The organism is Streptomyces griseosporeus (assembly GCF_014656055.1).
GTDB classification, from domain to species: Bacteria; Actinomycetota; Actinomycetes; order Streptomycetales; family Streptomycetaceae; genus Streptomyces; species Streptomyces griseosporeus.
The window spans coordinates 349,397-370,610 of sequence record NZ_BNBR01000007.1; the positions used below are offsets into that span (position 1 = coordinate 349,397).

20 protein-coding genes are annotated in these 21,214 nt (G+C 71.7%); 18 read left to right on the plus strand and 2 right to left on the minus strand.

The window, feature by feature from the left end:
- The first annotated feature begins 6 nt into the window (after window positions 1-6).
- The 4 genes from hisS (at window position 7) to rpsD (ending at window position 4,433) form a co-directional block, all read left to right on the plus strand.
- Window positions 7-1,269, plus strand: coding sequence for a histidine--tRNA ligase (hisS, locus tag IE308_RS30810; protein WP_110626916.1), 1,263 nt, complete (start codon window positions 7-9; stop codon window positions 1,267-1,269).
- A 200-nt stretch (window positions 1,270-1,469) separates the two neighbouring features.
- Window positions 1,470-2,129 (plus strand): vitamin K epoxide reductase family protein, encoded by a 660-nt coding sequence (locus IE308_RS30815; protein WP_110626915.1) that lies wholly within the window; start codon window positions 1,470-1,472, stop codon window positions 2,127-2,129.
- A 43-nt stretch (window positions 2,130-2,172) separates the two neighbouring features.
- Window positions 2,173-3,528 carry a replication-associated recombination protein A gene (locus IE308_RS30820; protein ID WP_190220412.1) on the plus strand — a complete coding sequence of 452 codons (1,356 nt, stop codon included), beginning with the start codon at window positions 2,173-2,175 and terminating at the stop codon, window positions 3,526-3,528.
- A gap of 290 nt (window positions 3,529-3,818) precedes the next feature.
- A complete protein-coding gene (gene rpsD, locus IE308_RS30825; RefSeq protein WP_029383113.1) occupies window positions 3,819-4,433 on the plus strand; it encodes a 30S ribosomal protein S4 in 615 nt (204 codons plus the stop codon).
- Window positions 4,434-4,457: 24 nt separating this feature from the next.
- Here the strand turns inward: rpsD and IE308_RS30830 are convergent, their stop codons facing one another.
- Window positions 4,458-6,632, minus strand: coding sequence for an ATP-binding protein (locus IE308_RS30830; protein ID WP_190220413.1), 2,175 nt, complete (start codon window positions 6,630-6,632; stop codon window positions 4,458-4,460).
- A gap of 153 nt (window positions 6,633-6,785) precedes the next feature.
- Here IE308_RS30830 and IE308_RS30835 point away from each other — a divergent pair, with 153 nt between their 5' ends.
- The 14 genes from IE308_RS30835 to nusB all read left to right on the plus strand — a co-directional run bounded on the left by IE308_RS30835 (window position 6,786) and on the right by nusB (window position 20,452).
- A complete protein-coding gene (locus tag IE308_RS30835; protein WP_110626912.1) occupies window positions 6,786-7,241 on the plus strand; it encodes a DUF948 domain-containing protein in 456 nt (151 codons plus the stop codon).
- 16 nt (window positions 7,242-7,257) lie between these two features.
- Entirely contained in the window at window positions 7,258-7,605 is a 348-nt protein-coding gene (locus IE308_RS30840) for a hypothetical protein (protein ID WP_110626911.1), read from the plus strand.
- On the plus strand, window positions 7,605-10,277 hold the full coding sequence (gene alaS, locus IE308_RS30845) for an alanine--tRNA ligase (RefSeq protein WP_190220414.1): 2,673 nt from the start codon (window positions 7,605-7,607) through the stop codon (window positions 10,275-10,277). The genes IE308_RS30840 and alaS overlap by 1 nt, the downstream gene beginning before the upstream one ends.
- On the plus strand, window positions 10,277-10,741 hold the full coding sequence (ruvX, locus tag IE308_RS30850; protein WP_110626909.1) for a Holliday junction resolvase RuvX: 465 nt from the start codon (window positions 10,277-10,279) through the stop codon (window positions 10,739-10,741). Before alaS ends, ruvX begins: the two co-directional genes overlap by 1 nt.
- Before the next feature lie 122 nt (window positions 10,742-10,863).
- Window positions 10,864-12,591, plus strand: a complete 1,728-nt coding sequence (gene mltG, locus IE308_RS30855; protein ID WP_190220415.1) for an endolytic transglycosylase MltG — start codon at window positions 10,864-10,866, stop codon at window positions 12,589-12,591.
- A gap of 143 nt (window positions 12,592-12,734) precedes the next feature.
- Entirely contained in the window at window positions 12,735-13,193 is a 459-nt protein-coding gene (locus IE308_RS30860; protein WP_190220416.1) for a hypothetical protein, read from the plus strand.
- A 50-nt stretch (window positions 13,194-13,243) separates the two neighbouring features.
- Window positions 13,244-14,083: a shikimate dehydrogenase gene (locus IE308_RS30865; RefSeq protein ID WP_190220417.1), complete on the plus strand. Its 840-nt coding sequence runs from the start codon at window positions 13,244-13,246 to the stop codon at window positions 14,081-14,083.
- 166 nt (window positions 14,084-14,249) lie between these two features.
- Window positions 14,250-15,434, plus strand: coding sequence for a chorismate synthase (gene aroC / locus IE308_RS30870; RefSeq protein ID WP_190220418.1), 1,185 nt, complete (start codon window positions 14,250-14,252; stop codon window positions 15,432-15,434).
- Entirely contained in the window at window positions 15,431-15,946 is a 516-nt protein-coding gene (locus IE308_RS30875) for a shikimate kinase (protein ID WP_190220419.1), read from the plus strand. The genes aroC and IE308_RS30875 overlap by 4 nt, the downstream gene beginning before the upstream one ends.
- Window positions 15,943-17,034, plus strand: coding sequence for a 3-dehydroquinate synthase (aroB, locus tag IE308_RS30880; RefSeq protein WP_110626903.1), 1,092 nt, complete (start codon window positions 15,943-15,945; stop codon window positions 17,032-17,034). Before IE308_RS30875 ends, aroB begins: the two co-directional genes overlap by 4 nt.
- A gap of 195 nt (window positions 17,035-17,229) precedes the next feature.
- A complete protein-coding gene (locus IE308_RS30885) occupies window positions 17,230-18,144 on the plus strand; it encodes a Pro-rich N-terminal domain-containing protein (protein ID WP_190220420.1) in 915 nt (304 codons plus the stop codon).
- 135 nt (window positions 18,145-18,279) lie between these two features.
- Window positions 18,280-19,392, plus strand: coding sequence for an aminopeptidase P family protein (locus tag IE308_RS30890; protein WP_110626901.1), 1,113 nt, complete (start codon window positions 18,280-18,282; stop codon window positions 19,390-19,392).
- Window positions 19,393-19,451: 59 nt separating this feature from the next.
- Window positions 19,452-20,018 carry an elongation factor P gene (efp, locus tag IE308_RS30895; RefSeq protein WP_110626900.1) on the plus strand — a complete coding sequence of 189 codons (567 nt, stop codon included), beginning with the start codon at window positions 19,452-19,454 and terminating at the stop codon, window positions 20,016-20,018.
- Window positions 20,019-20,020: 2 nt separating this feature from the next.
- Window positions 20,021-20,452, plus strand: coding sequence for a transcription antitermination factor NusB (gene nusB / locus IE308_RS30900; protein ID WP_110626899.1), 432 nt, complete (start codon window positions 20,021-20,023; stop codon window positions 20,450-20,452).
- A gap of 186 nt (window positions 20,453-20,638) precedes the next feature.
- Here the strand turns inward: nusB and bldD are convergent, their stop codons facing one another.
- Window positions 20,639-21,139: a transcriptional regulator BldD gene (gene bldD / locus IE308_RS30905; protein WP_110626898.1), complete on the minus strand. Its 501-nt coding sequence runs from the start codon at window positions 21,137-21,139 to the stop codon at window positions 20,639-20,641.
- Window positions 21,140-21,214 lie beyond the last annotated feature (75 nt).

A 21,214-nucleotide genomic window follows, 5' to 3' on the forward strand; every position in this document is an offset into this window, starting at 1 on the left:
CCTCCCGTGAGCACCTTCAAGGCCCCCAAGGGCACGTACGACCTGATCCCGCCGGACTCCGCCAAGTACCTGGCGGTCCGCGAGGCGATCGCCGCCCCGCTGCGCAACTCCGGCTACGGCTACATCGAGACGCCCGGCTTCGAGAACGTCGAGCTGTTCGCGCGCGGTGTCGGCGAGTCCACCGACATCGTCACGAAGGAGATGTACGCCTTCGAGACCAAGGGCGGCACCAAGCTGGCCCTGCGGCCCGAGGGCACCGCCTCCGTGCTGCGCGCGGCGCTGGAGGCGAACCTGCACAAGGCGGGCAACCTGCCGGTCAAGCTCTGGTACTCCGGCTCGTACTACCGCTACGAGCGCCCCCAGAAGGGCCGCTACCGCCACTTCTCCCAGGTCGGCGCGGAGGCGATCGGCGCCGAGGACCCGGCGCTCGACGCCGAGCTGATCATCCTGGCCGACCAGGCCTACCGCTCGCTCGGCCTGCGCCGGTTCCGCATCCTGCTCAACAGCCTCGGCGACAAGGAGTGCCGTCCGGTGTACCGGCAGGCGCTCCAGGAGTTCCTGCGCGGGCTGGACCTGGACGAGGACACGCTGCGCCGCGCGGAGATCAACCCGCTGCGCGTCCTGGACGACAAGCGCCAGGAAGTGCAGAAGCAGCTGGCCGACGCCCCGCTGCTGCGCGACTACCTGTGCGACGCCTGCAAGGCGTACCACGAGGAGGTCCGCGAGCTGCTCACGGCGTCCGGTGTCTCCTTCGAGGACGACCCGAAGCTGGTGCGCGGCCTGGACTACTACACCCGCACCACCTTCGAGTTCGTCCACGACGGTCTCGGCTCGCAGTCCGCGGTGGGCGGCGGCGGCCGCTACGACGGCCTGTCCGAGATGATCGGCGGCCCCGAGCTGCCGTCCGTCGGCTGGGCCCTCGGCGTCGACCGCACGGTCCTCGCCCTGGAGGCCGAGGGTGTCGAACTGGACATCCCGGCGTCGACCAGCGTCTACGCAGTGCCGCTCGGCGAGGAGGCCCGCCGGGTGCTGTTCGCCAAGGTGGGCGAGCTGCGCAAGGTCGGCATCGCGGCGGACTTCTCCTACGGCGGCAAGGGCCTCAAGGGCGCCATGAAGAACGCCAACCGCAGCGGCGCCCGCTACACGATCGTCGCGGGCGAGCGGGACCTGGCCGAGGGCGTCGTCCAGCTCAAGGACATGGAGTCCGGCGAGCAGACCGCCGTCGGCGTCAACGAGATCGTGGCGGAGCTGGAGTCCCGGCTCGGCTGAGCCCACGCGCGCAGGGCGCCGGTCGTCTCCCCGTGAGGCACCGGCGCCTCGTCGTATCGGCAACCGTGTCCGGAACCGAGCGTTCATGCCCCTCCGTACGTAAGTCCTTATGTGCAGCGAACGGTGCGCCCGCGCGCGGGTGCGGCACAATGGCCCCTGCCCGAAGAAGGTCCAACTCTCAAGCAGACGGAATCGGCGTGATGAGCAAGACGACAGTCAAGGACGTCTCCACCGAGCCCGAACCGCAGCGTGCCGAGGCCGCCGGCCCGAGGACGGCGGGCGGCAGCCGGGCCTTCGCCCTCACGCTGGTCCTCACCGGCGCCGCCGGGCTGCTCGCCGCGTGGGTCATCACGATCGACAAGTTCAAGCTGCTGGAAGCCAAGGTGGAGGGCAAGAGCTTCACCCCGGGGTGCAGCCTCAACCCGGTCGTCTCCTGCGGCAGCGTCATGGAGTCCAAGCAGGCCGCCGTCTTCGGCTTCCCCAACCCGATGCTGGGCCTGGTCGCCTACGGCATCGTCGTCTGCGTCGGCATGAGCCTGCTCGCCCGTGCCCGCTTCCCGCGCTGGTACTGGCTGACCTTCAACGCCGGCACCCTCTTCGGCGTCTCCTTCTGCGCCTGGCTGATGTTCCAGTCGCTGTACCGGATCAACGCGCTGTGCCTGTGGTGCTCGCTGGCCTGGGTCGCGACGATCATCATGTTCTGGTACGTGACGTCGTTCAACATCCGCAACGACTTCCTGCCCGCCCCGCGCTGGCTCAAGAGCTTCTTCGGCGAGTTCACCTGGGTCATGCCCGTGCTGCACATCGGCATCATCGGCATGCTGGTCCTGACCCGCTGGTGGGACTTCTGGACGAGCTGACATCCCCGAGGGGATTGTCAGTGCGGTGATTTAGGGTTTCAGCGTGGAGCCCGATCTGTTCACCGCCGCCGCCGAAGAACGCCAGGAGAAGGACCCGACGACCAGCCCCCTGGCGGTCCGGATGCGCCCGCGCACCCTCGACGAGGTCGTGGGCCAGCAGCATCTGCTCAAGCCGGGCTCGCCCCTGCGCCGACTGGTCGGCGAGGGCGCGAAGGGCCCGGCCGGGCCGTCCTCGGTGATCCTGTGGGGTCCGCCCGGCACCGGCAAGACCACCCTGGCGTACGTCGTCTCCAAGGCCACCAACAAGCGCTTCGTCGAGCTGTCGGCGATCACCGCGGGCGTCAAGGAGGTCCGCGCGGTCATCGACGGCGCCCGCCGCGCCAGCGGGGGGTACGGCCAGGAGACCGTCCTCTTCCTCGACGAGATCCACCGCTTCAGCAAGGCCCAGCAGGACTCCCTCCTCCCGGCCGTCGAGAACCGCTGGGTCACCCTGATCGCGGCGACCACCGAGAACCCCTACTTCTCGGTCATCTCCCCGCTGCTCTCCCGCTCCCTGCTGCTCACCCTCGAACCCCTCACCGACGACGACGTCCGCGGCCTGCTGCGGCGGGCGCTCACCGACGAGCGCGGCCTGAAGGGCGCCGTCGGGCTTCCCGAGGACACCGAGGACCACCTGCTGCGCATCGCCGGCGGCGACGCCCGCCGCGCGCTCACCGCCCTGGAGGCCGCCGCCGGGGCCGCCCTCGACAAGGGCGAGAGCGAGATCACGCTCGGCACCCTGGAGGAGACCGTCGACCGGGCGGCGGTGAAGTACGACCGCGACGGCGACCAGCACTACGACGTCGCCAGCGCCCTGATCAAGTCCATCCGCGGCTCCGACGTCGACGCCGCCCTGCACTACCTGGCCCGCATGATCGAGGCAGGCGAGGACCCCCGCTTCATCGCCCGCCGCCTGATGATCTCCGCCAGCGAGGACATCGGCCTCGCCGACCCCAACGCCCTGCCCCTCGCGGTCGCCGCCGCGCAGGCCGTCGCCATGATCGGCTTCCCCGAGGCCGCCCTCACCCTCAGCCACGCCACCATCGCCCTCGCCCTCGCGCCCAAGTCCAACGCCGCAACCACCGCGATCGGCGCCGCCCTGGACGACGTACGCAAGGGCCTGGCCGGACCCGTGCCGGCGCATCTGCGCGACAGCCACTACAAGGGCGCGACCAAGCTGGGGCACGGCCACGGGTACACGTACCCGCACGACCTGCCCGAGGGCATCGCCGCCCAGCAGTACGCGCCGGACGCCCTCAAGGACCGCGAGTACTACACCCCCACCCGGCACGGCGCCGAGGCGCGGTACGCCGACGCCGTCGAGTGGACCCGCAAGCACCTCGGTCGCAAGCGGTCCTGAGCACCCTGTAAACTGCTCCGAAGTGCTGTGTCCCGTGCAGTCAGAGCGGGACAGCCAGCCGGAACCCCCCGTGGGTTCCAGGAGCGTCGCGCACCGTCGATCGGTGTCGCGGGCAGCCCACCACCACCCGGAGTCCCGGGACCGGTCGGTGGGCCACTCGCGTGCTGCACGTATGTGCCCAGACCAGGGGAGCGGCTGCCCGCCCCGCCCACCGTGGCGAGGAGGGATTCCCCGGCTGCGGATGCGACCTCCCACAACCCTGACGAGCCGAAACTAGGAAAAGAGAGACAGTGGCGAACCAGTCCCGCCCCAAGGTCAAGAAGTCGCGTGCCCTCGGCATCGCGCTGACCCCGAAGGCCGTCAAGTACTTCGAGGCCCGTCCCTACCCGCCGGGTGAGCACGGCCGTGGCCGCAAGCAGAACTCGGACTACAAGGTCCGTCTGCTGGAGAAGCAGCGTCTGCGCGCGCAGTACGACATCTCCGAGCGCCAGCTGGTCCGCGCCTACGAGCGCGCGTCCAAGGTCCAGGGCAAGACCGGTGAGGCCCTGATCGTGGAGCTGGAGAAGCGCCTCGACGCGCTGGTCCTGCGCTCCGGCATCGCCCGGACCATCTACCAGGCCCGCCAGATGGTCGTCCACGGCCACATCCAGGTCAACGGCAAGAAGGTCGACAAGCCGTCCTTCGTCGTCCGTCCCGACGATGTCGTCCAGGTCCGCGACCGCTCCAAGGAGAAGACCCTCTTCACGATCGCTCGTGAGGGTGGCTTCGCGCCCGACGGCGAGACCCCGCGCTACCTGCAGGTGAACCTCAAGGCCCTGGCGTTCCGCCTGGACCGCGAGCCGAACCGCAAGGAGATCCCGGTGATCTGCGACGAGCAGCTCGTCGTCGAGTACTACGCCCGCTGATCTCCGGCCGGCGCTAGCACCACCTCAGCCCGCCGTCTCCCCGCCCTTCCGGGTGCGGGAGGCGGCGGGTCTGCGTTTTCCGGTACCACCGCCCCGCCCGTGCCCGCCGCGCGGCGCCGGCACCCCGTCCAGCGCCGGGTCCGCCCCCTGGCGCAGCGCCCGGGCGACGGCCGCCTCCCGGCCGAGCAGCCGGCCCCGGCGTACGCACTCCTCGTACCGCTCGTCACCGAGCTGCCCCCGGGCCGTCGCCTCGCACAGCTCGTGCGGGGCGTTGTAGTAGGCCGAGCCGAACAGCGGCAGCCCCACCGACGGCCAGACACGGCTCGCCGCGCCCTGCAGCACGGCGGCCTCCGCCGCGTCGCCCTCCGACGCCGTCACCAGCGCGAGCAGCTCCATCGCGAGCACCGAGCCCAGCAGGTCGTGGAAGCCGTGCGCGTCGGACAGGCAGGCGGACAGCAGCGAGCGTGCGCGCGGCAGGTCGCCCTCGGCCCAGGCCGCGTACCCCAGCACGAACAGCGCGTACGCCCGCGTCCACCGCTCCCCGTGGTCGTCGCAGATCCGGCGTACGTCCTCGCTGATCCGCACCGCGTCCTGGAGATCCCCGAGGAACGCCCGCGCCATCGCCAGCTCCACCTGGCCCATCAGCACATTGCTGTTCAGCTCGCCGATCTCCCGGTACCGCTCCAGCGCCGACCGCAGCAGCGTCTCCGCACGCCCCATGTCGTCCGAGACCAGCGCGAGACAGCCGGTGCGGTGCTCGGCGTAGGCCAGCGCCGTCGGGTTGGCGATGCGTTCCGCCTCGTCCCGGCACTCCTGCAGCGCCGCGAGCGCGGGCACGGTGTCGCCCTGGAGGATCGCCACATAGCCGAGCACCCACAGGGCCTTCAGCCGGGACTGCTCGTTCGCCGTCCGCTCGGCGTCCAGCTCGACGCTGCGCTCCAGCCAGTGCCGGCCCTCCGGCAGCCGCCCGCAGCCCACCCACAGGAACCACAGCGAGCCCGCCAGGTACTGCCCCAGGTGCGCCTCGCCCGGCTCGGTCAGGCAGTGCTCCAGCGCGCACCTGAGGTTCGGCAGCTCCGCCTCGACGCGCGCGGCCACCTCCGACTGCCGCGGCGAGAACCAGTCCAGCTCGCACCAGGTCGCCAGGCCGATGTACCAGTCCCGGTGCCGCCGCCGCAGCCGCAGCGCGTCCCCCGTGGCCTGCAGCCACTCGGCGCCGTACGCGCGGATCGTGTCCAGCATGCGGTAGCGCACGCCCACCGGAGTCTCCTCGCGGGTGACCACCGACTGCGCGATCAGCTCGGTCAGCACGTCGAGCACGCGGTCGGCGTCCAGCCCGTGGCCGCTGCACACATACTCCACGGCCTCCAGGTCGAACTGCCCCGCGAACACCGAAAGCCGCGCCCACAGCAGCCGCTCCTCGGGCGTGCACAGCTCATGGCTCCAGCCGATCGCCGTGCGCAGCGCCTGATGGCGGGGGAGAGCGTCGCGCGCCCCGCCGGTCAGCAGTCGGAACCGGTCGTCGAACCGCTCCAGCAGCTGCCGCGGCGACAGCGCCCGCAGCCGCCCCGCCGCCAGCTCCACCGCCAGCGGGATCCCGTCCAGACGCCGGCACAGCTCCCGCACGTCCGCCGCGTCCGCCTCGACCGGCACGCCCTGCGCGGCGGCCCGGTCGGCGAACAGCTCCACCGCGTCCGCCTCGGCGAGCGGCGCCAGCGGGAACAGCCGCTCACCGGCCAGACACAGCGGGCGCCGGCCCACCGCCAGCACCTTCAGCCGCGGCAGCCGGCCCAGCAGATCGGCCACCAGCTCCGCACACGCCTCCGCCAGATGCTCGAACCCGTCGAGCAGCAGCAGCACTTCACGCCCGGCCAGATGCGCCAGCAGCGTCTCGCGCGGAGCCCGCGTGGTCTGGTCCGTCAGCGCCAGCGCCTCCGCGACCGCGTAGTCGAGGAACTCCGGGTCGCGCAGCGGGGCCAGCTCCACCCGCCACGCCCCGTCCCGCGGCCCGGCGCCGGCGGCGACGCGCGCGGCCAGCCGTGACTTGCCGACCCCGCCCGGCCCGGTGACGGTCACCAGCCGCGCGGCGTCCAGGGCCGCGGCGAGCCCGGCCAGTTCGGCCGACCGCCCCACGAACGCGTTGGGCTCCACGGGCAGATTGCCGTTCAGGGCGCCGTCGCCGCGCTGATGATCTCGCATGGAACACGGAGCGTACTGAACCGTATTCAGTCCGTACAATCGTCTCCACGAACTCCCCCCGTACTCGACGTAATCCGTTACGGAGCCGCAGCCCCGGCGCGATAGGCTCGGTGACACTGCTTTTTCGATGTTCAGGCACGTTTCAGGGAGCGGGTGCACAAGGTGTCCGGAGGCGAGGTGGCCGGGATCCTGGTGGCCGTCTTCTGGGCGATCCTGGTCTCCTTCCTCGCGGTGGCTCTCGCGAGGCTGGCCCAGACGCTCAGGGCGACCACCAAGCTCGTGGCGGACGTGACCGACCAGGCCGTCCCTCTGCTGGCCGACGCCTCCGCGGCGGTGCGCTCCGCCCAGACCCAGATCGACCGGGTCGACGCGATCGCCTCGGACGTCCAGGAGGTCACGTCGAACGCCTCCGCGCTGTCCACCACCGTGGCCTCCACCTTCGGCGGACCGCTGGTCAAGGTCGCGGCGTTCGGCTACGGCGTCCGCCGCGCCCTCGGCGGCCGCAAGGACGAGGGCGGCCGCCGGGACGACGTGCCCGCCAAGTCGCCCCGGCGTACCGTGATCGTGGGCCGCACCGTCCCGTCCGCGCGGCGGGGCAAGCGGAAGTAAGGACTGAGACCGAGCGATGTTCCGCCGTACGTTCTGGTTCACCACGGGTGTCGCCGCCGGTGTGTGGGCCACCACCAAGGTCAACCGCAAGCTGAAGCAGCTGACCCCCGAGAACCTGGCCGCCACCGCGGCGAACAAGGCACTGGAGACCGGGCAGCGGCTCAAGGACCGAGCGGTGGGCTTCGCCCTCGACGTCCGCGACAACATGGCCCAGCGGGAGGCCGAGCTCGAAGAGGCCCTCGGCATCCACGAGAACCCCGAGCTCTCCCCGCCCAGGCGGCTCGCCGCCCTGGAGCACGACCGCAGCAACCCCCAGTACATCGAGAACACGACGTACTCGTACAACCGGAATGAGGACCACTGATGGAGTCGGCTGAGATCCGCCGTCGCTGGCTGAGCTTCTTCGAGGAGCGCGGGCACACCGTCGTCCCTTCGGCGTCGCTCATCGCGGACGACCCGACTCTGCTCCTGGTCCCCGCCGGCATGGTGCCCTTCAAGCCCTACTTCCTGGGCGAGGTCAAGCCGCCCTTCCCGCGCGCCACCAGCGTGCAGAAGTGCGTGCGCACGCCCGACATCGAAGAGGTCGGCAAGACCACCCGGCACGGCACGTTCTTCCAGATGTGCGGCAACTTCTCCTTCGGCGACTACTTCAAGGAAGGCGCCATCAAGCTCGCCTGGGAGCTGCTCACCACGCCCCAGGACAAGGGCGGTTACGGCCTCGACCCCGAGCGCCTGTGGATCACCGTCTACAAGGACGACGACGAGGCCGAGCGCATCTGGCACGAGGTCGTCGGCGTCCCCATGGAGCGCATCCAGCGCCTGGGCATGAAGGACAACTTCTGGTCCATGGGCGTGCCCGGCCCGTGCGGCCCCTGCTCCGAGATCAACTACGACCGCGGCCCCGAGTTCGGCGCCGAGGGCGGCCCCGCCGTCAACGACGAGCGGTACGTGGAGATCTGGAACCTCGTCTTCATGCAGTACGAGCGCGGCGAGGGCATCGGCAAGGACAACTTCGAGATCCTCGGGGACCTGCCGAGCAAGAACATCGACACGGGCCTCGGCCTGGAGCGGCTCGCCATGATTCTGCAGGGCGTGCAGAACATGTACGAGATCGACACCTCCATGGCCGTCATCGAGAAGGCCACCGAGCTGACCGGTGTCCGCTACGGCGACGCCCACGCCTCGGACGTGTCCCTGCGCGTGGTCACCGACCACATGCGCACCGCCACCATGCTCATCGGCGACGGCGTCACCCCCGGCAACGAGGGCCGCGGCTATGTGCTGCGCCGCATCATGCGCCGCGCCATCCGCAACATGCGCCTGCTGGGCGCCACCGGTCCGGTCGTCAAGGACCTGATCGACGTCGTGATCGGCATGATGGGCCAGCAGTACCCGGAGCTGATCACCGACCGCGAGCGCATCGAGAAGGTCGCCCTCGCCGAGGAGAACGCCTTCCTCAAGACGCTGAAGGCCGGCACCAACATCCTCGACACGGCCGTCTCCGAGACCAAGGCCGCCGGCTCCACCGTGCTCCCCGGCGACAAGGCCTTCCTGCTCCACGACACCTGGGGCTTCCCGATCGACCTCACCCTGGAGATGGCCGCCGAGCAGGGCCTCGCCGTGGACGAGGACGGCTTCCGCCGCCTGATGAAGGAGCAGCGGGAGCGCGCCAAGGCCGACGCCCAGGCCAAGAAGACCGGCCACGCCGACCTCGGCGCCTACCGTGAGATCGCCGACCGGGCCGGTGCGACCGACTTCATCGGCTACAGCGACACCGAGGGCGAGTCCACCGTCGTCGGCATCCTCGTCGACGGGGTCTCCTCGCCCGCCGCCACCGAGGGCGACGAGGTCGAGATCGTCCTCGACCGCACCCCGTTCTACGCCGAGGGCGGCGGCCAGATCGGCGACACCGGCCGGATCAAGGTCGACACCGGTGCCGTCATCGAGGTCCGCGACTGCCAGAAGCCCGTCCCGGGCGTCTACGTCCACAAGGGCGTCGTCCAGGTCGGCGAGGTCACCGTCGGCGCCAAGGCCCACGCCTCCATCGACGCCAAGCGCCGCACGGCCATCGCCCGCGCCCACTCGGCCACCCACCTCACCCACCAGGCCCTGCGCGACGCCCTCGGCCCGACGGCCGCCCAGGCCGGTTCGGAGAACCAGCCCGGCCGCTTCCGCTTCGACTTCGGCTCCCCGTCCGCCGTCCCGACGGCCGTGATGACCGACGTCGAGCAGAAGATCAACGAGGTGCTCGCCCGCGACCTGGACGTCCGCGCCGAGGTCATGGGCATCGACGAGGCCAAGAAGCAGGGCGCCATCGCCGAGTTCGGCGAGAAGTACGGCGAGCGGGTCCGCGTCGTGACCATCGGCGACTTCTCCAAGGAGCTGTGCGGCGGCACGCACGTGCACAACACCGCCCAGCTGGGCCTGGTGAAGCTGCTGGGCGAGTCCTCCATCGGCTCGGGTGTGCGCCGTATCGAGGCCCTCGTCGGTGTGGACGCCTACAACTTCCTCGCCCGTGAGCACACGGTCGTCAACCAGCTGACCGAGCTGCTCAAGGGCCGCCCGGAGGAGCTGCCCGAGAAGGTCTCCGCCATGCTCGGCAAGCTGAAGGACGCCGAGAAGGAGATCGAGAAGTTCCGGGCCGAGAAGGTCCTGCAGGCCGCCGCCGGTCTCGCCGAGTCCGCCAAGGACGTCCGCGGTGTGGCCGTGGTGACCGGCCAGGTCCCGGACGGCACGACCCCGGACGACTTGCGCAAGCTCGTCCTCGACGTGCGCGGCCGCATCCAGGGCGGGCGGGCCGCCGTGGTCGCCCTGTTCACGGTCAACAACGGCAAGCCGCTCACGGTCATCGCCACCAACGACGCCGCCCGCGACCGCGGCCTGAAGGCCGGTGACCTGGTGCGCACCGCCGCCAAGACGCTCGGCGGCGGCGGTGGCGGCAAGCCGGACGTCGCCCAGGGCGGCGGCCAGAACCCGGCCGCCATCGGCGAGGCCGTCGACGCCGTCGAGCGGCTGGTCGCGGAGACGGCGAAGTAATGCGCCGAGGACGACGTCTCGCGATCGACGTCGGGGACGCCCGGATCGGGGTCGCCTCGTGCGACCCCGACGGGATCCTCGCCACCCCGGTGGAGACGGTCCCCGGCCGGGACGTGCCCGCCGCCCACCGCCGGCTGAAGCAGCTGGTGGAGGAGTACGAGCCGATCGAGGTCGTCGTCGGGCTCCCTCGCTCCCTCAAGGGGGGCGAGGGCCCCGCCGCCGCCAAGGTCCGCGGCTTCGCCCAGCAGCTCGCCCGGATGATCGCGCCCGTTCCGGTGAGACTCGTCGACGAGCGGATGACGACCGTGACGGCCAGTCAGGGCCTGCGCGCCTCGGGCGTGAAGTCCAAGAAGGGCCGCTCCGTGATCGACCAGGCGGCCGCTGTGATCATCCTTCAGCAGGCGCTCGAATCCGAACGGGTGTCAGGTGAAGCACCCGGCGAGGGCGTCGAAGTGGTCATCTGATCGCGGTACGGTAACGTTCCGCGCGATGCGGCGGTGTTCGAACAGCCGCCGCACAGAGAGAGGCGGAACGGGAAACCGGACCGAGTGCCGCGTGACCGCCGCCTCGCGGCTCTAGGGGATCGATGACTGAGTATGGCCGGGGCGCAGGCTCCGAACCGTGGCATCCGCAGGACCCGTTGTACGGGGACGGCGGATGGGAAGGGCAGCAGGCCCACTCCGGGCACCAGCCTGCCTACGGCGGCCAGCAGCAGCACTATCCGCAGCAGCCGCACACCCAGGGACAGGGCGACTGGGGCCAGGGCCAGCAGCACCCCGGCTACGACCAGAACCAGCAGCACCACTCCGGTTACGACCAGCAGCAGCACTCCGGCTACGACGAGCAGCAGCAGACCGGCTACGACCAGCAGCAGTACTACGGCGGCCCCGAGCAGCAGCAGCCGTACCAGCAGGGCGGCTGGGAAGGCACCGGCGGGCACCAGCAGATGCCGTACGCCCCCGACCCCGGCGACCCCTACGGCCAGCAGTCCGCCGGGTACGGCGGTGAGCAGCCCGACTTCTACCAGACCCCGGACGCCTACCCGCCGCCGGAGCCGCCCGCCCGCCGGCGCGCCGAGCCGGAGCCCCAGACGGACTGGGACCCGGGCCCCGACCAGGGCGAGCACGCCTTCTTCGCGGGCGGGGACGACGAGGACGACGAGAGCACGGGCGACGAGCCGGAGGGCCGGCGCGGACGCGGCGAGCGGCGCGGCAAGGGCGGCGCGAAGGGCAAGAAGCGCCGCAACGGCTGCGCCTGCCTGGTCGTCGTGCTGGTCTTCGGCGGCGGCATCGGCGGCGCCGGCTACTTCGGCTACCAGTTCTACAAGGAACGTTTCAGCGCGGCCCCGGACTACGCGGGCAGCGGAAACGGCGAGCAGGTCACCGTCGTCATCCCGAAGGGCGCCGGCGGCTGGGAGATCGGCCGGAAGCTGTCGGAGGGCGGCGTCGTCAAGAGCGCGGCCGCGTTCGTCTCCGCGCTGGAGGCGAACCCCGACGGCAAGTCGCTCCAGGACGGCGTCTACACGCTGCAGAAGGAGATGTCCGCCGCGAGCGCGGTGGAACTCATGCTCAGCCCGAAGAGCCGCAGCAACCTGATCATCGCCGAGGGCCTGCGCAACACCGCCGTCTACAGCCTGATCGACAAACGCCTCGGCGTGAGCGCGGGCACCACGGCGGCCGTCGCGAAGAAGGAGTACAAGAACCTCGGCCTGCCCGCCTGGGCGCTGAACCACCCGAACCTCAAGGACCCACTGGAAGGCTTCCTGTACCCGTCCAGCTACGCGGCCGCCAAGGGCCAGGAGCCCAAGGCCGTCCTGAAGGACATGGTGTCGCAGGCCACCGCGAAGTACGAGGAGCTGGGCCTGGAGCAGAAGGCGCAGGACCTCGGCCTGGACGGCCCCTGGCAGCTGCTGACCGTGGCCAGCCTGGTGCAGGCCGAGGGCACCAGCCACGACGACTTCCGCAAGATGGCCGAGGTCGTCTACAACCGGCTCAAGCCCGGCAACCCCGAGACCTACGGCGCCCTGGAGTTCGACTCCACGTACAACTACGTGAAGAACCAGAGCAAGCTCGACCTGAGCATCGCCGAGCTGCGCCGGTACAACAACCCGTACAACACCTACTACGTCAAGGGACTCCCGCCGGGCCCCATCGACAACCCCGGCGAGGAGGCGCTCAAGGGCGCCCTCGATCCCACGCACGACGGCTGGTACTACTTCATCTCCATGGACGGCAAGACCAGCAAGTTCAGCCGCACCTTCGCCGAACACGACAAGCTGGTCAAGCAGTGGACCGCCTCGCGCGGCAAGAGCTGACCGGGCTCCGGAGGCGCCGGGCATGGGCATGACACCTTCGGATAGGATCATCCCGATCAGGGGTGTTCGCGCGACACGCACGGACGCCCCGCCTTCCGGGCGGCCCTGACCAGGCCGCCCGTCATCAGGGGAGATTCACACAAGTGCACAGCTTCAAGCGTTTGCTCGGCACGGCCGTCGCCGTGACCGGCCTCACCGGTGCTGCCCTCGCCACGGGGGCCGGCAGCGCCTCGGCCGACCCGAACTTCACCTTCAGCGTGGACCGCGTCGGCAAGAGTTTCAGCATCGAGGTCTACAACAACCACGTGCGCGCGGGTTTCGCCGACTGGAACGCCGACCCCGACAACACCGTCACACCGGCCATCCCCGGTGACGCCCTCGCGGTCAGGGACATCCTCGGCGACGGCTGGGGGATCGAGGCCGAGGCGGCGACTCAGGTCGGCGCCGAGGGCTACCGGAAGGCCACGTCCCGCGGCCACGCGGCGTACTACTTCTCCGGCTGGAAGACCGGCAACATCAAGGAAGGCACCCCCATCACCGTCACGGTCTGCGCCGTGAAGGGCGACAAGGAGCAGTGCGGCTCCGCCTACGGCCTGGCCTAGGCCCCACCTGCCGGGGGCGAGCGAGAAGGGCGTCGTGGGATGATCGCCGTATGGCATCCATGGCAGCTGACGTCCGCCGGGCCGCCGTGCTCGGCAAGCCCATCGCCCACTCGCTCTCCCCGGTGCTGCACCGCGCCGCCTACGCCGAGCTGGGCCTCGAAGGCTGGACGTACGACCGCTTCGAGGTCGACGAGGCGGCGCTGCCGGCCTTCGTCGACGGCCTCGGCCCCGAGTGGGCCGGGCTGTCGCTGACCATGCCGCTCAAGCGGGCCGTCCTGCCGCTGCTCGACGAGATCAGCGACACGGCCCGCTCGGTCGAGGCGGTCAACACCCTGGTGTTCACCGAGGACGGCCGCCGCGTCGGCGACAACACCGACATCCCCGGCATGGTCGCCGCGCTGCGCGAGCACGGCATCGAGCAGGTCGACTCGGCCGCCGTCCTCGGTGCCGGCGCCACCGCCTCCTCCGCGCTGGCCGCCCTTGCCCGGGTCTGCGCCGGCGAGATCACCGTCTACGTCCGCAGCGAGGCCCGCGCCGCCGAGATGCGCGCCTGGGGCGAGCGGCTCGACGTCGAGGTCCGCACGGCCGACTGGGCGGACGCGGCCGAGGCGCTGCGCGCCCCGCTGGTCGTCGCCACGACCCCGGCCGGGACGACGGACGCGCTCGCCGCCGCCGTACCGGAACGCCCCGCCGCGCTGTTCGACGTGCTCTACGACCCCTGGCCCACAGCGCTGGCCGCCCGCTGGTCCATGTTCGGCGGGGCCGTCGTCAGCGGGCTCGACCTGCTGGTGCACCAGGCCGTCCTCCAAGTCGAGCAGATGACCGGGCGCTCCCCGGCCCCGCTGGAGGCCATGCGCCGGGCGGGGGAGAAGGCGCTCGCCGACCGCTGACCGCCCACCGGGCGTCCGTCTGCTGGACCGGCGACCGGATCCCCGGCCCGGACGTGGGAGGATCGGAGGTGGCGGGCCCGGGCCGCGCACCCGGCCGCGCCGCCGCCGTACGCGAGCACGCGCGTACGCCGGGCAGTAACCAGGGCGCGACCACTGAGGAGCTTCGTTGAGCAGGCTGCGTTGGCTGACCGCGGGTGAGTCCCACGGTCCCGCACTTGTCGCGACGCTGGAGGGTCTTCCCGCCGGCGTGCCGATCACCACGGAGATGGTGGCGGATCATCTCGCGCGGCGGCGGCTCGGTTATGGCCGCGGCGCGCGCATGAAGTTCGAGCGGGACGAGGTCACCTTCCTCGGCGGCGTGCGGCACGGCCTCACCCTGGGCTCGCCGGTCGCGATCATGGTGGGCAACACCGAGTGGCCGAAGTGGGAACAGGTCATGGCGGCCGACCCGATCGACCCCGAGGTGCTGGCGGGCCTGGCCCGCAACGCCCCGCTGACCCGCCCCCGGCCCGGCCACGCCGACCTGGCGGGCATGCAGAAGTACGGCTTCGACGAGGCGCGCCCGATCCTGGAGCGGGCCTCGGCGCGGGAGACGGCGGCGCGGGTCGCGCTGGGCGCGGTGGCCCGGTCGTACCTGAAGGAGACGGCCGGCATCGAGATCGTCAGCCATGTCGTGGAGCTGTGCTCGGTGAAGGCCCCGCAGGGCGTCTACCCGACCCCGGCCGACGTGGAGAGGCTGGACGAGGACCCGCTGCGCTGCCTGGACGCGGACGCCTCCAAGGCGATGGTCGCGGAGGTCGACCAGGCCCACAAGGACGGCGACACCCTCGGCGGTGTCGTGGAGGTGCTGGCGTACGGCGTCCCCGTCGGGCTCGGCTCGCACGTGCACTGGGACCGCAAGCTGGACGCCCGGCTCGCCGGGGCCCTGATGGGCATCCAGGCGATCAAGGGCGTCGAGATCGGCGACGGTTTCGAGCTGGCCCGGGTGCCCGGTTCCAAGGCGCACGACGAGATCGTGAACACGGCCGAGGGCATCCGCCGTGTCTCCGGCCGCGCGGGCGGCACCGAGGGCGGGCTGTCCACCGGTGAGCTGCTGCGGGTGCGGGCCGCGATGAAGCCGATCGCGACCGTGCCGCGGGCCCTGAAGACCGTGGACGTCACCACCGGCGAGGAGGCCCAGGCCCACCACCAGCGCTCCGACGTCTCCGCGGTCCCGGCCGCCGGCATCGTCGCCGAGGCGATGGTGGCGCTGGTCCTGGCGGACGCGGTGGCGGAGAAGTTCGGCGGCGACTCGGTGACCGAGACCCGCCGCAACGTGCAGTCGTACCTCGACCACCTGCACATCCGATGAGCGGGCCGCTCCTCGTCCTCGTCGGGCCGATGGGCGTCGGCAAGTCCACCGTCGGGCAGCTGCTCGCCGAGCGGCTGGACGCCGGCTACCGGGACACCGACGACGACATCGTCGCCGAGCAGGGCCGGGCCATCTCCGACATCTTCGTCGAGGAGGGCGAGGCGGCCTTCCGGGCGATCGAGAAGCAGGCCGTGCGGCGTGCCCTGAGCGAGCACCGGGGCGTCCTCGCCCTCGGCGGCGGCGCGATCCTCGACGCGGACACCCGCGCGCTGCTCGCCGGGCAGCGCGTGGTGTACCTGTCGATGGACGTCGAGGAGGCCGTCAAGCGCACCGGCCTGAACGCGGCCCGCCCGCTGCTCGCGGTCAACCCGCGCAAGCAGTGGCGCGAGCTGATGGAGGCCCGCCGCCACCTGTACGAGGCGGTCGCCACCGTGGTGGTGCCGACCGACGGGCGCACCCCCGAAGAGGTCGCCCAAGCCGCCCTGGACGCAGTGGAGTTGAAGCAAGCATGAGCGAGTCGGTGACACGGATCCAGGTCGGCGGCACGGCGGGCACCGAGCCGTACGAGGTCCTGGTGGGCCGCCAGCTGCTCGGCGAACTGGCCGGTCTGATCGGGACCCGGGCCAAGCGGGTCGCGGTGATCCACCCGGAGGCCCTCGCCGAGACCGGTGACGCGCTCCGCGCCGACCTGGCCGGGCAGGGCTACGAGGCGGTCGCCATCCAGGTGCCGAACGCCGAGGAGGCCAAGACCGCCGAGGTCGCCGCCTACTGCTGGAAGGCGCTCGGCCAGTCCGGCTTCACCCGCACCGACGTCATCGTCGGCGTGGGCGGCGGCGCCACCACGGACCTCGCCGGGTTCGTGGCGGCCACCTGGCTGCGCGGAGTGCGCTGGATCGCGATCCCCACGACCGTGCTGGCCATGGTGGACGCGGCCGTCGGCGGCAAGACCGGCATCAACACCGCCGAGGGCAAGAACCTGGTGGGCGCCTTCCACCCGCCGGCCGGGGTGCTGTGCGACCTCGCGGCGCTGGACTCGCTGCCGGTCAACGACTACGTCTCCGGTCTCGCCGAGGTCATCAAGGCCGGGTTCATCGCCGACCCGCGCATCCTGGAGCTGATCGAGGCCGACCCCGAGGCGGCGCGCACGCCGGCCGGGCCGCACACCGCGGAGCTCATCGAGCGGTCCATCCGGGTCAAGGCCGAGGTCGTCTCCAGCGACCTGAAGGAGTCCGGGCTGCGCGAGATCCTCAACTACGGCCACACGCTCGGCCACGCCATCGAGAAGAACGAGCGCTACAAGTGGCGGCACGGCGCCGCCGTCGCCGTCGGCATGCACTTCGCGGCCGAACTGGGCCGTCTGGCGGGCCGGTTGGACGACGCGACGGCGGACAGGCACCGCACGATCCTGGAGTCCGTCGGCCTGCCGCTGCACTACCGCTACGACCAGTGGCCCAAGCTGCTGGAGACGATGAAGGTCGACAAGAAGTCCCGCGGCGACCTGCTCAGGTTCATCGTCCTGGACGGCCTCGCCAAGCCGACCGTCCTGGAGGGCCCGGACCCGGCCGTCCTCCTCGCCGCCTACGGCGAGGTCGGCCAGTAAGTACCGCCCCGCGGTCCTCCGTCCGATTCGCCTACCGCACCGGGCACTTCACACCGCCCCCGGCCGTTCACCAAACGACGGCCGGGGGCGGTACCGTTCGGACAGGGGTACCTCCCGGCCTTCTAGGCTGTGGGGAGAGCGGGTCCCGCGCCCGCTGCCAGCAACAACCGCCTGTACGAGACGGAGTGGCACCGGATGCAGCACGCAGTGGGTTCACCGCTGCCGCCGCCCCACCAGCCGGGGCACGGACCGGCCGTCGGCTGGTCGCCGGCCGCACACCACCCGGGTCCGCACCACCCGGGAACCCACCAGGGACCCGCGCCCGTGCCCCCGGCACCGGGCTACACCGGGCCACCGCCCTCGGCCCCGGTCCCACCGGCGCCCCCAGCGGCCCCGGTCCCGCAGGGCCCTCCGGTGCCGCCGCCCCAGGGCGCGCCGCCCAGGTCCGGTCCGCCGGCGCCGGACACCACCGGGCATGTGCCGCTGCCCGGCGGCGGCCCGGTCGGCGCCCCCAGCGCGCCGCACGCCGCCTCGGCCGCCCCGGACCCGTCCGCCACCACCCTCGCCGTGCTGCTGATCGGCCCCGCGGGAGCCGGCAAGACCAGCGTGGCGAAGTACTGGGCCGACCACCGCCGGGTCCCCACCGCCCACATCAGCCTCGACGACGTCCGCGAGTGGGTCCGCTCCGGCTTCGCCGACCCGCAGTCCGGGTGGAACGACAACTCCGAGGCCCAGTACCGCCTCGCCCGCCGCACCTGCGGCTTCGCCGCGCGCAACTTCCTCGCCAACGGGATCTCCTGCATCCTCGACGACGCCGTCTTCCCCGACCGCCCGGTGGTCGGCCTCGGCGGCTGGAAGCGCCATGTGGGTCCCGGCCTGCTCCCGGTCGTCCTCCTGCCCGGGCTGGACATCGTCCTGGAGCGCAACGCCGAGCGCACCGGCAACCGCCGCCTCACCGACGAGGAGGTCGCCCGCATCCACGGCCGGATGGCCGGCTGGTACGGCTCGGGGCTGCCGATCATCGACAACTCCCAGCTCGACATCCCGGAGACGGCCCGCATCCTGGACGACGTCCTGGCACGAGCGATAGCCAGCCCGCCGAAGTGGTGACCGGGCGGGCGCGAGCGGCCACCCCGGCACCGCGTAGGGCCCCGCACCCCCGGCACCGAACGGCACCCCTACGGCGCACCCCCACTCGGCTCTTCCCGAACGGCACAAAACGCCCATGACTCCTACGCTCGTGTCATGTCAGAGGTGTACGCGGCCCGCCGAGCCCGCCTGAGGGAACGCTGCCAAGCCGGCGGCAGTGCCTCCGCGCTCGTCACGCGCCCCGCCAACGTGAGGTACCTCGCGGGCCCCGCCCCGCAGGACACCGTGCTGCTGCTGGGCAAGCGCGAGGACGTCCTGGTCTGCGCCGGCCCGTCCGACGACCGCCCGTCCGCCGCCGGCGGCCGGCCCGACGAGGCGCTGCGCCGGCACATACTGTCCGGCCCCGGCGGGGACCCCGCGGTCGCCGCCGCCGACCTCGCCCAGGCCCAGGGCGCCGACTCGCTCGCCCTGGAGGAACACCACCTCACCGTCGCCCGGCACCGGGCGGTCCGCTCGGTCGCGCCCCGGCTGCGCCTCGCCGACCTCGGCGGCGCCGTCGAACAGCTCCGGGTGGTCAAGGACGAGGAGGAGATCTCCTGCCTGCGCATCGGCGCCGAGATCGCCGACCAGGCCCTCGGCGAGCTGCTGGAGTCCATCCTCGTCGGGCGCACCGAGCGGCACCTCGCCCTGGAGCTGGAGCGCCGGCTGGTGGACCACGGCGCCGACGGGCCCGCCTTCCCGACCTCCGTCGCCGCCGGGCCCAACGCCGGCCGGCGCGGCCACCGGCCCACTGACCGCCGCGTGGAGGAAGGGGATTTCCTCTCCGTCTGCCTCGGCGCCACCTACCGCGGCTACCGCTGCGAGATCGGCCGTACGTTCGTCATCGGCACCTCGCCCGCGGACTGGCAGATCGAGCTGTACGACCTCGTCTTCGCCGCTCAGCGCGCCGGACGGGAGTCCCTGGTGCCGGGCGCCGCCTACCGCGACGTGGACCGCGCCGCCCGCCAGGTGCTGGACTCCGCCGGGTACACACAGGGGCTGCCGCCGCTCACCGGGCACGGTGTCGGGCTCGAAATCGACGAGGACCCTCAATTGACCCCCGCGGCCATGGGTAAACTGGACGCTTGCGTGCCGGTCACCGTCGAACCGGGGGTCCACCTCCCGGGACGGGGCGGCGTCCGGATCGATGACACGCTCGTCGTACGCCCCGAGGCGGACGGCGGACCCGAGCTACTCACCATCACGACCAAGGAGCTGCTCGCGCTCTAGCCTCGCGCTGCGCGCCTGCCCCGGGGTCGTCCACGTCAGTCCAGGAGATTCCGAGAACCGTGGCCACCACGAACGACCTCAAGAACGGCATGGTGCTCAAGCTCGAAGGCGGCCAGCTGTGGACCGTCGTCGAGTTCCAGCACGTCAAGCCCGGCAAGGGCCCGGCCTTCGTGCGCACCAAGCTCAAGAACGTCCTGTCCGGGAAGGTCGTCGACAAGACCTTCAACGCCGGCGTGAAGGTCGAGACGGCCACCGTCGACAAGCGCGACATGCAGTTCTCCTACATGGACGGCGACTACTTCGTCTTCATGGACATGGAGACCTACGACCAGCTGATGGTCGACCGCAAGGCTGTCGGTGACGCCGCCAACTTCTTGATCGAGGGCTTCACCGCCACCGTCGCGCAGCACGAGGGCGAGGTGCTCTTCGTCGAGCTGCCGGCCGCCGTCGAGCTGACCGTCGCCGAGACCGAGCCCGGCGTCCAGGGTGACCGCTCCACCGGCGGCACCAAGCCCGCCACCCTGGAGACCGGCCACCAGATCCAGGTCCCGCTCTTCATCACCACCGGTGAGAAGATCAAGGTCGACACCCGCACCAGCGACTACCTCGGCCGGGTGAACAGCTAACCGTGGCTGCCCGCAACACGGCCCGCAAGCGCGCCTTCCAGATCCTCTTCGAGGGCGACCAGCGCGGCGCCGACGTCCTGACGGTCCTCGCGGACTGGATCCGGCTCTCCCGGGATGACACCCGGCAGCCGCCGGTGAGCGAGTACACGATGCAGCTGGTCGAGGGCTACGCGGAGCACGCGAAGCGCATCGACGAGCTGATCGCGCAGTACTCGGTGGGCTGGACGCTGGACCGGATGCCGGTCGTCGACCGCAACATCCTGCGCCTGGGCGCCTACGAGCTGATCTGGGTCGACGAGACCCCGGACGCCGTGGTCCTGGACGAGATGGTGCAGCTGGCGAAGGAGTTCTCCACGGACGAGTCGCCCTCGTTCGTGAACGGGCTTCTCGGCCGGCTGAAGGAGCTCAAGCCTTCGCTCCGCCGGGAGGCGTGAGACAGGTACGACATGCCACAGGGCCCGCAGCACTCCGCTGCGGGCCCTGTGGCGTCTGTGCGCGCCGCCCTGCGGCCCGGGTGGCCCCGTGGCGTCACCCAGAACGCAGAAAGCCGCCGGGGCGGCTGGAACCGTAAAGTTCCGGCCACCCCGGCGGCACGTTTCTGCTGGACCCGCCGGGAGCGGTCAGCTCTCCTCGTGGGCCACCGCGCGGCGCGCGTCCGCGTCGAGGACGCCCCAGCTGATCAGCTGCTCGGTCAGGACCGAGGGCGACTGGTCGTAGATGACCGCCAGCGTGCGCAGGTCGTCCTGGCGGATGGAGAGCACCTTGCCGTTGTAGTCACCGCGCTGGGACTGGATCGTCGCCGCGTAGCGCTGGAGCGGGCCCGCCTTCTCGACCGGCACGTGGGCCAGCCGCTCCAGGTCCAGGACCAGCTTCGGCGGCGGCTCGGCGGCGCCGCCGGGGGTGGTGCCCGGGAGGAGCTCCTGCACCGGGACGCCGTAGAAGTCCGCCAGCTCGGCGAGGCGCTGCACGGTCACGGCACGGTCGCCGCGCTCGTACGAACCGACCACGACCGCCTTCCAGCGTCCCTGGCTCTTCTCCTCGACACCGTGGAGGGAAAGGCCCTGCTGGGTGCGGATGGCCCGGAGCTTCGCCCCGAGCTGTTTGGCGTATTCGCTGGACATATAGCTCCCCGGCACTGTGTCGACGCGACGGGACTGGCTTCCTGCCGCGCGGCTGGTAACTCACTGTGAGGTTAC